This window comes from Sphingomonas sp. BK580 (genome assembly GCF_014194975.1).
Lineage (GTDB): Bacteria > Pseudomonadota > Alphaproteobacteria > Sphingomonadales > Sphingomonadaceae > Sphingomonas.
Genome location: NZ_JACIAY010000011.1, coordinates 89084 through 103335 on the forward strand (window position 1 = coordinate 89084; position 14252 = coordinate 103335).

At 66.0% G+C, this 14252-nt stretch carries 13 protein-coding genes and 2 pseudogenes; 9 read left to right on the forward strand and 6 right to left on the reverse strand.

What is annotated here, in order from left to right:
- Window positions 1–203: 203 nt before the first annotated feature.
- The 4 genes from FHY05_RS17465 (at window position 204) to FHY05_RS17480 (ending at window position 6134) form a co-directional block, all read left to right on the forward strand.
- Complete coding sequence (locus FHY05_RS17465) at window positions 204–884, forward strand: ImuA family protein (RefSeq protein WP_409321844.1); 681 nt, start codon at window positions 204–206, stop codon at window positions 882–884.
- A gap of 100 nt (window positions 885–984) precedes the next feature.
- A complete protein-coding gene (locus tag FHY05_RS17470) occupies window positions 985–2583 on the forward strand; it encodes a DNA polymerase Y family protein (protein ID WP_260181675.1) in 1599 nt (532 codons plus the stop codon).
- The gene (locus FHY05_RS17475; RefSeq protein WP_183945714.1) at window positions 2580–5843 is read left to right on the forward strand and encodes an error-prone DNA polymerase; all 3264 of its coding nucleotides are present in this window, start codon (window positions 2580–2582) and stop codon (window positions 5841–5843) included. The genes FHY05_RS17470 and FHY05_RS17475 overlap by 4 nt, the downstream gene beginning before the upstream one ends.
- Window positions 5844–5846: 3 nt before the next feature.
- Window positions 5847–6134, forward strand: a complete 288-nt coding sequence (locus FHY05_RS17480; RefSeq protein ID WP_132910712.1) for a hypothetical protein — start codon at window positions 5847–5849, stop codon at window positions 6132–6134.
- A gap of 363 nt (window positions 6135–6497) precedes the next feature.
- Here the strand turns inward: FHY05_RS17480 and FHY05_RS22905 are convergent, their stop codons facing one another.
- The gene (locus tag FHY05_RS22905; protein WP_409321845.1) at window positions 6498–6632 is read right to left on the reverse strand and encodes a hypothetical protein; all 135 of its coding nucleotides are present in this window, start codon (window positions 6630–6632) and stop codon (window positions 6498–6500) included.
- A 21-nt stretch (window positions 6633–6653) separates the two neighbouring features.
- Between FHY05_RS22905 and FHY05_RS17485 the strand changes: the two genes are divergently transcribed.
- Window positions 6654–6845, forward strand: a complete 192-nt coding sequence (locus FHY05_RS17485; RefSeq protein WP_183945715.1) for a hypothetical protein — start codon at window positions 6654–6656, stop codon at window positions 6843–6845.
- 167 nt (window positions 6846–7012) lie between these two features.
- Here FHY05_RS17485 and FHY05_RS17490 read toward each other — a convergent pair whose 3' ends face one another.
- From FHY05_RS17490 to FHY05_RS17500, 3 genes are all read right to left on the reverse strand, one after another.
- Window positions 7013–8032, reverse strand: a complete 1020-nt coding sequence (locus tag FHY05_RS17490; RefSeq protein WP_183945716.1) for an SDR family oxidoreductase — start codon at window positions 8030–8032, stop codon at window positions 7013–7015.
- Between the two features lie 428 nt (window positions 8033–8460).
- Window positions 8461–8649 (reverse strand): hypothetical protein, encoded by a 189-nt coding sequence (locus FHY05_RS17495; protein WP_132910715.1) that lies wholly within the window; start codon window positions 8647–8649, stop codon window positions 8461–8463.
- A gap of 25 nt (window positions 8650–8674) precedes the next feature.
- On the reverse strand, window positions 8675–8875 hold the full coding sequence (locus FHY05_RS17500) for a DUF3606 domain-containing protein (protein ID WP_183945717.1): 201 nt from the start codon (window positions 8873–8875) through the stop codon (window positions 8675–8677).
- A gap of 156 nt (window positions 8876–9031) precedes the next feature.
- On the opposite strand from FHY05_RS17500, the gene FHY05_RS17505 reads away from it, so the two are divergent.
- The 4 genes and pseudogenes from FHY05_RS17505 to FHY05_RS17520 all read left to right on the forward strand — a co-directional run bounded on the left by FHY05_RS17505 (window position 9032) and on the right by FHY05_RS17520 (window position 10795).
- Window positions 9032–9214 (forward strand): hypothetical protein, encoded by a 183-nt coding sequence (locus FHY05_RS17505; RefSeq protein WP_183945718.1) that lies wholly within the window; start codon window positions 9032–9034, stop codon window positions 9212–9214.
- Between the two features lie 441 nt (window positions 9215–9655).
- Window positions 9656–9886, forward strand: a pseudogene (locus FHY05_RS22910) (hypothetical protein); the annotation flags it as partial.
- A gap of 83 nt (window positions 9887–9969) precedes the next feature.
- Window positions 9970–10542: pseudogene (locus FHY05_RS17515) on the forward strand (hypothetical protein); the annotation flags it as partial.
- Window positions 10543–10561: 19 nt separating this feature from the next.
- On the forward strand, window positions 10562–10795 hold the full coding sequence (locus FHY05_RS17520; protein ID WP_183945720.1) for a hypothetical protein: 234 nt from the start codon (window positions 10562–10564) through the stop codon (window positions 10793–10795).
- Window positions 10796–10803: 8 nt separating this feature from the next.
- Here FHY05_RS17520 and FHY05_RS17525 read toward each other — a convergent pair whose 3' ends face one another.
- Window positions 10804–11118, reverse strand: coding sequence for a hypothetical protein (locus tag FHY05_RS17525; protein WP_243693850.1), 315 nt, complete (start codon window positions 11116–11118; stop codon window positions 10804–10806).
- Window positions 11119–11366: 248 nt separating this feature from the next.
- Complete coding sequence (locus tag FHY05_RS17530) at window positions 11367–14249, reverse strand: conjugal transfer protein TraG N-terminal domain-containing protein (protein WP_183945721.1); 2883 nt, start codon at window positions 14247–14249, stop codon at window positions 11367–11369.
- Between the last annotated feature and the right edge of the window lie 3 nt (window positions 14250–14252).

The window sequence follows — 14252 nt, forward strand, 5'->3', positions numbered from 1 at the left end:
CGCATTGTTGGCGCTTCGTTGCGGTGCCGTTCTCCTCAAATCGATGAACCGAGCCGATCGGAGCTTGACCCGCGGCTCCCATTTACGGAACATAAAGGGAACGAGTAGAGTCTTAGCAAACGATGTCCGCCGCCCTCGATTCCTTCGCGCCCAGCATAGCGCATCTGCGGACGATCGCTACGCCTGCCGCTGACTACCGCGTCATGCCGTTCGGCGTGGACGCGCTCGATAGCAAGCTTGGAGCAGGGGGCTTGCGCGCCGGAGCCCTGCATGAGGCGACGTCGCAGAGCGCAGCGCTGGTCGACGATGCCGCCACCACGCTCTTCCTCGCCGGCATCGCCGCGCGCGAGGCCGCAGGGGCAGGGGGGCCGGTGCTGTGGGCTAGCTGCCGCGCCGACCTCTACGCTCCCGCGCTCGAGCAGGCCGGCTTGCCATCGGCGAACGTGATCTACGCCCAGCCACGCGACGACGCCGCGCTGCTCGCCGTGGTCGAGGATGCGGTGCGAGACGGCACGCCGGCTGCGATCGTGGCGGAGGCGAGCAAGGTCTCGATGGTCGCGACGCGCCGCCTGCAGCTCGTTGCGGCCGACGCCGACATGCCCGTGCTGCTGCTGCGCCGCGCGCGCGGGCTCAACCAGGACGTGTTCGCCGAACCCTCGGCCGCGTGGACGCGCTGGCGGATCGGTGCCGCGCCGTCCGAGCGGTTGGGTGTCGCGGGTGTAGGAAGAGCGAGATGGGCGGTGGAGTGCGTCCGTCAGCGTGGGGGTGAAGGCTTCTCCCTAATTGTGGAGGGCAGCGATGAGACGGGTCGTCTCGCTGTTCCTGCCGAGCTTGGCCGTGGAGCGGTTGAGACGGTTGGAACGGTCCGCTTCGCGGCAGCCTGACGGACAAGTCCTCGAGCTGCCGGTAGACGACGACCCCGGCGCCTGTTCGGTGCCGCGGGGCGGGGGATGGCGGCCAGGGGCGCGCTGGGCGCGTGAGGGCATGCCATCGCGCGGTGACGTCGAGGCGCAGATCGCGACGCTGCCGACGCACGCGCAGCCGCCGATGCGCGAGCTCGGCCGGCGCTCGGAGGCTGCTAGTCACCCCTACAAGGCGGCCACACCAGCGCCGCGCATCAGCGTGCCTGCGGCCAAGCCGCTCGAGCACGCGCCACTCGCGCTCATCGGCAAGGTCGGCCGACGCGAAGAAGTGGTGTCCGCCTGCGACGGCGCGCGTGCGCTGGGTGTGCATCCGGGCATGGCGGCGACCCACGCGCGCGCGCTCGTGTCCGACCTCGATTTCCGTCCGGCGGAGCCGGAGGCCGACGCCGCGCTGCTCGATCGGCTCGCGCTCCTGGCGGTACGCCGCTGGTCGCCGATCGCTGCGGTTACCCCAAGTGATGGTCTCTGGATCGATCTCGCTGGCTGCGAGCACCTGCATGGGGGCGAGGAGCGCTTCTGCCGGCGGTTGCTCGCCTTCTGTCGGCGCGCGGGCTTCACCGCACGGGTGGCAGTCGCAGACACGCCGGGCGCCGCGCACGCGCTCGCACGTTTCGGCCGCGGCGACCTGATCCGCGCTGAGCCGGGCACGACGGCCAGCGCGCTCGCCCCGCTGCCGATCGTGGCGCTGCGCCTCGCACCCAATGCGCTCAGTGCCGCGCGCCGCTTCGGCTTCGAGAGGGTTGCGGATCTGCTGCCGGTCGCACGCGGGCCGCTCGGGCGCCGGCTCGGCCTGCCGGCGATCACGCGGCTCGACCAGGCGCTCGGCGCCGTCGCGGAGCCGATCACGCCGCGCGAGGATGCTGAGGTGCCGCTTGTCGAGCGCCGGCTGCTCGAGCCGATCGGCACGGCCGAGGCGATAGAGCAGGTCATGGGCGACCTGCTGCGCGATCTCGCCGGCGTGCTGCAGGAGCGCGGCCTTGGGGCGCGCGCCCTCCGGCTCACCGGCCTGCGCGTCGACGGGACCGAACAGGTGGTCGCCGTCGGCACGTCGCGGCCGACGCGCGAGGTCGCGCACCTGCTCCGTCTGCTGAAGCTCAAGATCGAGCGGATCGACCCAGGCATGGGACTGGAGCAATTCTGGCTCGTGGCGCCGCACACCGAGCCGCTCGACGCGGTCGACCTCGGCGCGGTGCTCGCCGGCGAGACGCTGGTGCGCGACCCCGCTCGCCTCGTCGACGTGATCGCTGGCAGGATCGGCCCGCGCGCGGTGTTCCGTGTTGCGCCGGTCGAGAGCCATGTGCCGGAGCGAGCCGTCGCCCGCTCCGACCCGAACGAAACGCCGGGACCCTGGCCGAAGTGGCCGCGACCCATCCGACTTTTTGCGCGGCCCGAGCCGCTCGCGCGGGTCATGGCGCTGATGCCCGACCAGCCACCGCGGCGCTTCGAGTGGCGCGGCAAGACCTACAAGATCGTCGCTGGCGACGGTCCCGAACGCGTCCATGGCGAGTGGTGGCGCCGGGAGGCGGAGGTGTGGGCGGTGCGTGACTATTACCGCGTCGAGGACGAGGAGGGCGGCCGCTACTGGGTGTTCCGCCGCGGTGACGGCTTCGAGGAGGACACCGGCGACCTCAGCTGGTGGATGCACGGGGTCTTTGGATGACCCACTATGTCGAGCTGCAGGTGCTCACGCACTTCTCGCTGTTGCGCGGCGCGTCGTCGCCTGAGGAGCTGTTCGCGGCCGCGGCGCTGCTCGGCTATCCCGCGATCGGCGTCAGCGACATCGGCACGGTCGGGGGTGTCGTGCGTGCCTGGGAGGCGCAGAAGGCGACCGGCGTGCGCTCGATCGCGGGCACGCGCGTGGACCTGTCCTGCGGCCGTCGCCTGCTGCTCTACCCGACCGATCGTCCCGCCTGGTCGCGCATCACGCGGCTGCTCACCGTCGGCAAGAAGCGGGCAGGGAAGGGGGCATGCCTGCTCCACTGGCACGACCTCGAGCCATGGTCCGAGGGTGTCATCGCTATCCTGCTGCCCCATGAGGCGGACGAGGAGAACTTGGCGGCGCTGAAGGACCTCAAGGCCGTCTACGGGCGCCGCGGCTACATGGCGCTCTACCAGCGGCGCCGACCGGGCGACGCAGTGCGCATCGACGTGCTCGCGCGCCAGGCGGGCGGCGCCGGCGTGCGCGCTGTCGTGACCGGCGACGTGCTCTACCACGCGCCCGAGGCGCGGCTGCTGCAGGATGTCGTCACCGCGGTGCGCGAGAAATGCACCGTCGACGAGCTCGGCTACCGCCGCGAGGTGAACGCCGACCGAGCGCTGAAATCGCCAGACGAGATGGTGCGCCGCTTTCGCGCCTACCCCGACGCGCTGCAGGCGAGCGTCGACATCGCGAAGCTGTGCACCTTTGACCTCGGCGAGCTGGCCTACCAGTACCCGCACGAGCGCCTGATCGAGGGACTGACGGCGCAAGAGGCCTTACAGAAGCTGGCGACCGAGGCGGTCGAGCGGCTGTTCGACGGCAACGTGCCGGAGGCCTACACCACGCAGATCGCGCATGAGATGCGGCTGATCGGCGAGCTTGGCTACGCGCCCTACTTCCTCACAGTCTACGCCATCGTGCGCGAGGCGCGCCGGCGCGGGATCCTCTGCCAAGGCCGGGGCTCGGCCGCGAACAGCTGCGTATGCTTCGTGCTCGGCGTCACCTCGATCGACCCGATCAAGCACGAGCTGCTGTTCGAGCGCTTCGTGTCGGGCGAGCGCCGCGAGCCACCCGACATCGACGTCGACTTCGAGCATGAGCGCCGCGAAGAGATCATCCAGTGGATCTATGAGACCTATGGTCGCAACCACTCCGCGCTGACCGCGGTCGTGACCCGCTACCGCGCGCGCGGCGCCGTGCGCGACGTCGGTAAAGCGCTCGGCCTGCCAGAGGATCTGACCTCATCGCTCGCCGGCCTTGTGTGGGGTTGGTCGGCCGAGGGTGTCGGCGAGAAGCAGGTCGACGAGCTCAACCTCGACATCGCGGATCGTCGCCTGCGGCTCACGCTCGACCTCGCGCGCAAGCTCATCGGCGTGCCGCGCCATATGTCGCAGCATCCGGGCGGCTTCGTGCTGACGCATGACCGCCTCGACGACCTGGTGCCGATCGAGCCGGCGGCCATGGAAGATCGCCAGATCATCGAGTGGGATAAGGACGACATCGACTCCCTCAAGTTCATGAAGGTCGACGTCCTCGGATTGGGGATGCTCGGCTGTATGAACCGGGCCTTCAACCTGCTCGAGCAGGATAAGGGCATCCGCGTCGGGCTGGCCGACCTGCAGGACGACGATCCCGACGTCTACGCCATGATCCAGAAGGCCGACACGCTCGGCACCTTCCAGATCGAGAGCCGCGCACAGATGAGCATGCTGCCGCGCATGAAGCCGCGGCGCTTCTACGATCTCGTCATTCAGGTCGCGATCGTGCGGCCGGGTCCGATCCAGGGCGACATGGTCCACCCTTACCTGCGCCGGCGTGAGGGGCTGGAGCGACCCGAGTACCCGCGCCCCGAGCTGCGCGCGGTGCTCGAGAAGACGCTCGGCGTGCCGCTGTTTCAGGAGCAGGCGATGAAGGTGGCGATCGTCGGCGCGGGCTTCACGCCGGCCGAGGCGGACCAGCTGCGCCGCGCCATGGCCACCTTCAAGTTCACCGGCGGTGTAAGCCACTTCAGCGAGAAGCTGATCGGGGGCATGGTCGAGCGGGGCTACCCGCGCGAGTTCGCCGAACGCACCTTCCGCCAGCTCGAGGGCTTTGGTTCCTACGGCTTTCCCGAGAGCCACGCCGCCAGCTTCGCCAAGATCTCCTACGCGAGCAGCTGGATGAAGCACCATCATCCGGACGTGTTCTGCGCCGCGCTGATGAACGCGCAGCCGATGGGTTTCTACGCGCCGGCGCAGATCGTCCGCGATGCGCGCGAGCATGGCGTCGAGGTGCGACCGCCCTGCGTCAACGCGAGCCGCTGGGACTGCACCCTTGAGCGGACAGGCGGACGCTACCTGGCCGTGCGGCTCGGCCTCCGGCAGATCCGCGGGCTGTCGAACGCTGACGGCGCCAAGATCGTCTCTGCCCGCAGCACCACCGCCTACGACAGCGTCGAGGACGTGTGGCGCCGCTCGGGTGCGCAGCGCGCCGCGATCGAGAAGCTCGCGGATGGCGATGCCTTCCACAGCTTCGGCGCCGATCGCCGGCAGGGGCTCTGGAAGGTGAGGGGGCTCGGCGAGGCACCGCTGCCACTGTTCGCCGCGGCGGATCGCGCGGCCGAGACGCAGAGCGGGGAGGGGATCGAGCCCGAGGTCCAGCTCCGCTCGCTCACCGACGGCCGCGAGGTCATCGAGGATTACCGCAACCTGCAGCTGTCGCTCCGCGCGCATCCGCTGTCATTCGTGCGCGACGAGCTGACGCGCCGGGGCGTAACGCGCTGCGCGGATCTCGCCAGCGTGCGCGACGGCCGCCATGTCGAGGTCGCCGGCATCATCCTGGTCCGCCAGAAGCCCGGATCGGCCAAGGGCGTGCTGTTCATCACGATCGAGGACGAGACTGGCATCGCCAACGGCATCCTCTGGCCCGACCGCTTCGAGGCGCAGCGCCGCACCGTGATGTCGGCCTCCATGGTTGGCCTGAAAGGACGGGTGCAGAAGGAAGGCGAGGTGATCCACGTCATCTGCGACCGCATCGTCGACCATGGCGACCTGCTCCATCGCGTCGGCGACATGTCGTTCCCGCATCGCACCGGCCGGGGCGACGCCGCCCAGCACCTCGGCTCACCCGATCGCGGCGACAAGGAGTGGAGCCCGGAGCCGCGCAACTGCTACTGGCCGCCCCACGCCGAGGGCATGGATCCTGAGGAACTCGTGCGCTTCAAGTCGCACGACTTTCACTGATCCGTGGCGACGCTGCCTCGGCACCAGCGCGTCGTGATCGCGCTATCGGTGCACATCCTGCGCGCCGGCGTGGCGAAATGCTCGGAGACGACGGTCGACGGGATAGAGGTGCGGCTCGCGCTGCGCTGCCTGCTGCCGCACTGCCCGGAGCGCTGGCCGCTCGAACTCTACTGGGACGCCGCCTCGCAGACGAACGAGATCGGGCGCGCCCAGGGCGTGACCGCCGCCTTCAACGGGATCGTGCGGCAGCTGCGGAAAGCAGGGCGGTACGAGGACGTTTCGCCACTGTGAGCAGCCGGACGACGAACGACGCCTCCTACCGAACGCTTGGCGAGTGGGCGGCTGATCGCGCCGACATGCGGATCGTCTGCGCGTGCGGCCGCACCATCAACTTCCCTGCCGAGCGGATCCTTGAGCGCTTCAAAGGCGACGGCGAGATTGCGACCAAGATGGTGCGGTTACGCTGCCGTGGGTGCGGTAGGCGCGGGCACGCTTCGCTTTCGGCGATCCCGGCATTGCGGCGATAGCGGTCAGCCGGCAGCTGGGGCCGGCCGAAAAGGTGGCCCACCGATCTGCAGAAGGACGCATCGATGGGCCTCAGATCTTGAGGCAAATGGCTGGGCCCATCGTACCAGGGCTTCAGGGAGTTGTACGTCATCCGTAGTGACCCAGCTTGGTTATTAACCAAGATCGCCGGCGAGCGTTCCAGCGGACGGAGACAGCCTTGAAGAATACGGTCCAGATCGGTCGCGACGGGTTGCGCACACGCGCAAAGGTCGACCAGATCACCTGTTAGCCAGGGAGTGGATGATGGACGCCTTTCGCGAAATCGAGGAGACGCAGGCGGCGCTCGATCAAGCGTACGCCAAGCTCGCTGCAATGCGTCTTAGCCACGATGTCGAGGACTTGGGTGAGGTTCACGGCCGCGCCGAGGAGGCGCTCGCCGGCGCGCGCGCTCTGGTCCAGATGCTCGAAGAGCTGGCCGCCGAGAAGAAGCCGTAGGCTTCAGTCGCAAAAAAGGGGGCGACGCCTTCGCGCCGCCCCCAGAAAGAGCCCCCCCTCATGGAAGCCCTTCGGGTCGCCCTCGCGCTCTAGCAGGCGCGCCGCTGTGCGCATTGGACGAATGAACCGGATTGAACGGTCTTCCTTACAGGCCGAGGCTCGCAAACTCAGCGCTTCGGCGTTGCCGCCCGGCTCAGCCCCACGATCGCGCCGACGCCAAGCGCCACCAACCCACCGGCGGCCCAAGGCAGCTTCTGCGCCTCCAGCATGAGGCTCGTCGACCTCGCATGCACCTTCTGCGAGCCATGCGTCGTGCCGTCGCTCCGTGCCTCGTAGAGATTGTCTCGACGATCAGGGTCGCCTGGGTCGCTCGGCTTCTGCTGGATCCGAGTGCCGATCACCTCCATGGCGAGGTCGGTCAGGCGGGGGGCGATCTGACCCACCAGCGAGGACAGGACGCCACCACCACCGACGTACAGCTCGCGGCGCTGATTGGCGCAGGCGAAAAGGATCGCGTCGGCGACCAGTGACGGATCGTAGAGCGGCGGGGGCAGCCGCGGTGCCTTGTCCATGAAGTTGCGCGCGTGCTCAGGATAAGGCGTGTCGATGGCGCCGGGCTTAATGAGGGTAACGGAGATGCCGGCGCGGTCACGCTCCAGCTCCATCCGAAGGGCATCGGTCAGGGCCTGAACGGCGTGCTTTGTCGCGGAGTACGGGCCCTGCTGGATGATGGCGCGATCGCCGAGGATGGAGCCGACGTTGATGATCGCGCCGCCTCCGCGGGTGCGTAGATGACGCGCTGCGACGAGGCTGCCCTGAAGGGTGCCGAAATAGTTCACGTCGAACGCCCTGCGGTGATCTGCGACCGGCACCTGCTCCACGGTGCCGTAGGTTGCGGCCGCTGCGTTGTTCACCCAGCTGTCAAAGCCGCCAAACGTCTCGATCGCGGTGTCAGCGATACGCTCGACATCGGTCTCGTTGGCCACATCGCCCGCGACGACAGCCACGCGACCTCCTGCAGTCCTGAGGTCGGCCGCGACGCGCTCCAGTGCCTCGGCATTGCGCGCCGCAATCACAACTGCAGCGCCGCGGCGGACGGCCTCACGTGCCGTTGCCAGCCCGTTGCCGCTACTCGCGCCGGTGATGACGATGATCTGCTCGGCAATAGGCTTCAGGCTCACGGCCATGGCACTCTCCGGTTTGATGCGCGGCCTAATCCCATCGAGGAAAGGCCGCTCCCCCGGTGCAACTCGTAGCCTTGGATGATGGGCTCAGCCCTCGAGCCCGATCGATCGGGCTTACGCTCCCTCATGCCGCGCGAGCACTGATTGCCAACTCAGATCCTCGGAGCCCGACTCCGGTCTTTGCGGCCGAGCAGAAAGGCCCAGAGAAGGCCCAGGATCGCTCCGCCCGCTACGAAGAAAAGGACGTTCTCAGGCGGCGCAGCCGGTGCAATCCCAAGCTTCAAGATGTAGACGATCAGACCCACCACAACACCGCCCAGCGTGCTAAACAACAGCCGGGACCCGTCACGTGGCCCGGGGCGTGCCGGCTTTTCGCTCGATCGTGCCACTGGTGCTCTCCTTACAAACAGGGAAGGGCCGATCCGCTCGGGCTACTGACCCTGCTTCTGGCGAGTGTCTCCGCGCAGATCATCGGCGGTGAGCTCGTCCTGCTTCTTGCCGAGGATGTCCTCGTCCTCGCCGTCCTTGCCCGGATCTTTCGTCCCAGCCTCATGCGGATCATCCTCGATGTCGGCGTCGCGCTCGAACGCGCCCTCGCCAGCTTGCGCATCATCCGACATGCATATCTCCTTTAGGTGATACGGCTCACCCGTTGCCACGTTCGCCTTTGATGCCGGCCGCAGCTTGGTCGAGCTTCTCTCGATCGTTCCCGACGGAGGCGATCAGCTCCCGGGCCTGTTCCTGGCTGAGGCCGTGCTTGGAGGCGAAATACTCGACCTCGTACGGCTCGCTGCCGGAAACCCGGGCGCGATCCTGCTCGCCGCGGTTTGTCTTATCGTCAGCCATGACACACTCCTGGATCGTTGGTGCTCCTAACGATCAAGGGATTGGTCGGGTTCAGCCGGTCTGGGCGCGGCAACTCGCTAACCTCCTACGGTGAAACGAGATTGCCGCCCGCATCCAAGGTGGCAGGCTCGCGTTTGTGACGCGGGAGGAACGATCATGAACGAAGATCCGAAGTTCTGCCGGCAACGCGCCGAGGTCGAGCGGCGCGCGGCTGCTGCCACTGATCTGGCGCGGGTTCAGGAGCGTCACCTGCAATCGGCCGCGACGTGGGACCGAATGGCGGAGCGCGGCGAAGCCTTCCTGCGCTCGCGTGCGCAAAGAGCTGCGCTCGTGGAGTGACCTGCTCGAGACGGCGGGGTGAGTGGCGCCCCGCCGATCTGGGGGGGGGGAGGAGCGGCGAGGCGCCAATCGAACCGCGGCTAATGGGGTCGGCTACGGTCACCCTCTGAACCTCGCCCGGGCCACCCCGTTCCCGTGGGGCGAGAAAAAACAACACCTTACACGCCGCCTGAGTCACCTGAGGCAGCTCAAGGAACGAGTCCGCGCCGCGGGTGATTCATCCCGGTGAAGCGAGCTCGATCCTCGACGCGGGAGGCGCTGAACGCCTGTCCCGTCACGGCGCCGGATCTTCCGGTCGACGCGATGCACTTCATCACCTGTCCGGAGTGCGGCCAGGACGTGGACTGCCGCAAGCTCGGCGACGTCCTTCACCATGACGAGCCCGGCCACGAGCCCCTGCCGCCAACCACCGCGGCTCCGCCGCTGGCGTTTGTCGAGCCCATGCTCCCGACGTTGGTCGATGTGGCTCCCGACGGGGATGGCTGGAGCCACGAGATCAAGTACGATGGCTACCGGACACAGCTTGTGATCGAGCCGACTGGCGTGCGCGCGTTCACGAGAAACGGTCATGATTGGACCGCGCAGTACCGGCCGGTAGTCGAGGCGGCTCGCCAGCTCCACTGCTCGCGCGCGATCATCGATGGTGAGATGATCGTTCAGGATGAAGCCGGGCGGAGCGATTTCAACTCACTCCGCTTGGCGATCGGCCGTAACCCGGAGCGCCTCGTCTTCATGGCCTTCACTGCCTCCATGCCGATGGGACGAACCTCCGATCACTCCCGCTGGAGCAGCGTCGCGAGCGCCTCGAGGAGATCATCGGCGCCTTCGATCCCGGCAATCCCATCCACTACAGCGCGGAGGTCCGTGGGGGCGGCCCTGACTTCTTCGCGGCCGTTGATCGGATGGGGCTGGAAGGGATCGTGTCGAAAAAGCGCGGCAGCCGCTACCAGAGCGGGCGGACCAAAAGCTGGCTCAAGATCAAGGCTTGGACCGAGGAGGAGTTCCTGGTCGTAGGAACGGAAGTGACACCGGGCGAGCCGGTGTCCGCGCTCCTGGCTCGCGAGACCGAAGGTGGCCTAGAATACGCCGGCGGAGCAGCGGTGACGCTCGCAGCTCCGATCCGAGAGGTCTTCTACGCTGCAACGGAGCAGCTCAGGCGAGACAAGCCGCTTGCCGGGATGCCGAGATCTAAAAAGGCACGTTGGATCGAGCCGCAGATGCGCGTCCGGGTTCGGCATCTGAAGGGCAGCGACAAGGTGCGTCATGCTTCGCTGGTCGATGTGACGGAGCTGTGCGGAGTGCGCCGAAAGGCGGGTCTACCGCGTTGACGCGGCGAAGGAGACCGCTTTGACCGACCTGCCGACCTTGCTCGAGAGCACCTCAATCACCATCCCGCTCGATGTCATGCTCGAGCTGATCCGTGCCGCTCGCGGTGACAGCTCGGAGGCCTTGCGCGAAGAGGTCGACAACCTTCTTAAACTCGAGGTCATTGGCACACTCGAGGGCCTCTCAGGCATCACCGAGGAACAGGTTGCTGAGCTCGTGACGCAGGCATTCGGGGACACTACCTCTCAGGCCTGATCCGATCGTCACTTCGCACCGAGAAGCGCCAGGACAGCCGCGAGCGACATGACGAATAGCGAAAGCCATATCGCAATCTGGCCGTAGATATGAAGAACTACGCCGACCCATGAAAATCTCCGACGCAGCAGGATTCCGCTGCCAACGGCTACGAAGAACGCAACCGTGGTGGGAAAGGCTATAGATGGAGATCGCTGCAGCCCTGCTTCCGCAAGGGGCATCAATCCGATCGCGGTGACGAGCAGCCACGAAAACGCTAGCAGCAGGCCGTCGATGGCTTGCGCCCTTGAACCAGCCTCGGGCGAGGTTTGCGCGCTTGCCAAAAAACCCTCCTTAGCATAGCCTCCGCGCGGAGGCGTTTGCCATGCAAAAGTTCGATAATACCCTATACTACTTGACCGTAGATAGTCCTGGCGGACCGGTGTACGCGACAAAGTCGACGGACGATGATGCTGACACACAATACTGCAACGATGAAGCAGCAACAAGCCGTGGGGTGCGCCTTGGACAGATGATCGGTTCTATCGTATTGCTAAGCGGCTTTCTCTACTGCTGGTTTGCCCTGTAGGCACTATTCCCGCCTTGTTGGGTCGGTGAAGAATTGGCGGTTTAAGTCCTTGTTCACCTCCGACTGGACCTGACTTCCTGCCTGAACAGCACCTTGCCGCATAACGCCCTGAGCATCTTGCTCCGACTGCAACGCGGCCTTTCCAGTCCGGACACGCTCCCGCGCTTGCTCGCCACTCGGTAGCGTCGGCGCTGCGGGGAGCGACGCTAGGCCCTTCGGATGATGCCTTGCTATGACGTCTGCATCTGAGCTGACCGGGGGCGGCGCAACTTGCACCAAGTCCGGCTGATGCAAACTTGGAGCAACCTGGTCATAAATTTCCTGCTTCTTCTGCGCCAGGAATGTCGCCAGCATACCGTCCCTTGTCAGTCGTTCTTGCTGAGTGAAAGTGGCCTGATGGAGGCTTGGCGCATTAAGTCCGGGCTTCTCTGCCGCCATCCGAGTGTACCATTGGCTAAATTCCTGACTAAGGTTCTCGCTCATTTGGAGACCGTGGGACTCAGCGAAGCTAGCATCGCGGGTCAGCTGCTGGGATAGTTCGTGTAGCTTCTGAGCACGTTGCTCATGTGAGTATGCCATCGCGAGCGCGTCCTCCTCACTCACGGAAGATGTGCGATCCGTAGAGGCGCGCGTGTAGGTCCCTACTTTGGTGTACGTACCGCTTGAGGTTCCGGCGGAATCACCGTTCGCATGCTCATTGCGAGCTGCGTCAGAAGAGCTGCTATTCGTATCGTCAGTCCGGGTGCGATCTGCACTATGGTTGAGGCCATCACGCTGAGCACCAGTCCAAGTGACGCTCCCTGAAACCTTTGGGATCGGGACAGCGTCAAGGATTCGATCCAACCGACCTCGTGGGGCATTCGTTGTTTGGTTGGCCGCTGGAGCAGTCCCAGTGCCCTGATCTGCTTTTTGGGCTGGCTCCGCACGTCGTGTACGCGTCGGAGAGCCCGCTTCGATGCCTCCTTGCACTTGATGAAGGGTTTCTGCGCTGCGGCTCTTAGCGTCTGTCGATCGAAGGGTCTGTCCGGTCGACGAGCGGTTCTCAATACCGTTAGAGACAGATCCAGTGTCGCGATCAAACGTCTCGAACGAGGTTCCTGTTTGGCCGCCCTGACCAGTCTCGAAGCCGGAGCCGATGGTCGTCGATCGACCGGTTGAACTCCGGTTCGTGTGCGTAGCCGACCTGATTGCGGCCGCTGCTTCCAGCTCGCTTCGCGACGCTCTCTCAGCGTCACTAGCTGCCTGCCTCATCTCCGCGACATACCCGGAGGACATCGTCGGTTGAACAGCAAGCTTACTCATGCCGGGCGTGACATCGAAGACCGACTGGCCGTTGCCATAGCTGCTCGTTGTGGTTCCATCATCGTAGCGGAACGAGGAGCCCGCCGTCGCAGCTGAGGAGAACATCGGTGCATTCGACCACTGGTCGCTCTGGCGCATGTTGGAGGTCGAGTTGGCGAAGCTCGTATTCCCGTACGAGTAGTTGCCGGTCGTCTGCTCGGCAGCGGCAGCTTCCGCGGCGTTTTGCGCCGGGCTGAGGATCGACGTCGCCTGACCCGAAATGCTCATCGCGCCCTTGGCGAGACCAGCAGCGAGGAACGGCACACTCATCAGCATGAACCCCGCGATCGTCGCGGTCTCGGCGTTGACGGCCCCGATCCCGGCGTAGGTGCCAAGAGTCATGCCACCCTCGGCCACGCCCTTCGCCGCGATCGTCGCGCGGGTCATGCAGATCATGTGAAGGATGACGTAGAGCGGTCCCCACGAGGCGAGATAGAAGAAGCCGGTCAGGTATCCCTTCAGTGCTCCGACACCCGTCTGCGGCATCAGGAACAGCGGGAAAATCACCGGGAACATCGCGTAGAACACGACGGTCAGCACGATGTTGAGGATCGGCACCCAGCTCATCGCCTGCTGCGCGATCGAGTTGTACGTGTTGCGCGCCTGAATGTCCGCGCGTGTGGTGGCGAACGTATCGATCGACGCCGCGCCTGGCCCGCCTGCCATGCCGTCACGCGCCTGCATAAAGGCGTTGATGGCCGTGTTCTGGCGCATGACAGCCTCAAAGTTGGGGCTCGCGGCGGTGAAGGCCTGATTGACGATCGGCACGTCCTCCCGGAGCTTAGCCGAGGCGACTGCCGTCGAGAGCTTCGGATAGGCCTGCTTCGACCAGAGCGGCGTGTGCGCTGCGATCATGGGCGTCCACTGCTCGGAAAGCAGGTTGTAGGCGTTGTTGCAGGTGATGATGTCGGTCGTGACCGCTGCACCGGCGCGGCTGGTCCACGGCTGCGACCGCGCGACTGAGCCCGGACCCATCGCGTTCCAGAGGTCCTTGGCGTTGGCGAGGTCGGTCATCGACTTCTGCCCGAGCATGATGTCGCCGAAGACGCAGTTCTTGAAGTGCGCCGAGAGGTTGGTAGCGAACTCGGCGTCGCGAATCTCGAAATTGCGCGTCGCGTCGAACAGGCGTGCGCCGTAGACCATGCCGTTGGTCGAGTAGTTGAGCTGGCTTGGCATCGTGAAGACGGTCTCGGCCGTCCGCGTCAGCCAGTCGCCGACCTGGCTGGTGAAGCTCGCCATGACGCCGAGCCCGAGAGGCACGTTGGCGATCGTCGCAGGCGCAAGCGAGGGATTGATGCGGTCGGTCACCTTCACACTGACGGTCGGCACCATGAGGCACGAGTAGATCAGCGTCGAGCCGAGGAACCAGTTCATCCAGACGCGCCAGTTCATCGTGAACGCGACCGACATGAGCGTGTAGATCAGGCCGAGGATCATCACCACCCGTAGCAGGGCGCGATAGCCGCCTCCGCCTGTCCACGCGGCAACCGCGTTGAACGTGTTGACGATGTATTCGCCGCCACCAATCGTGAAGACCTCGACCATCGC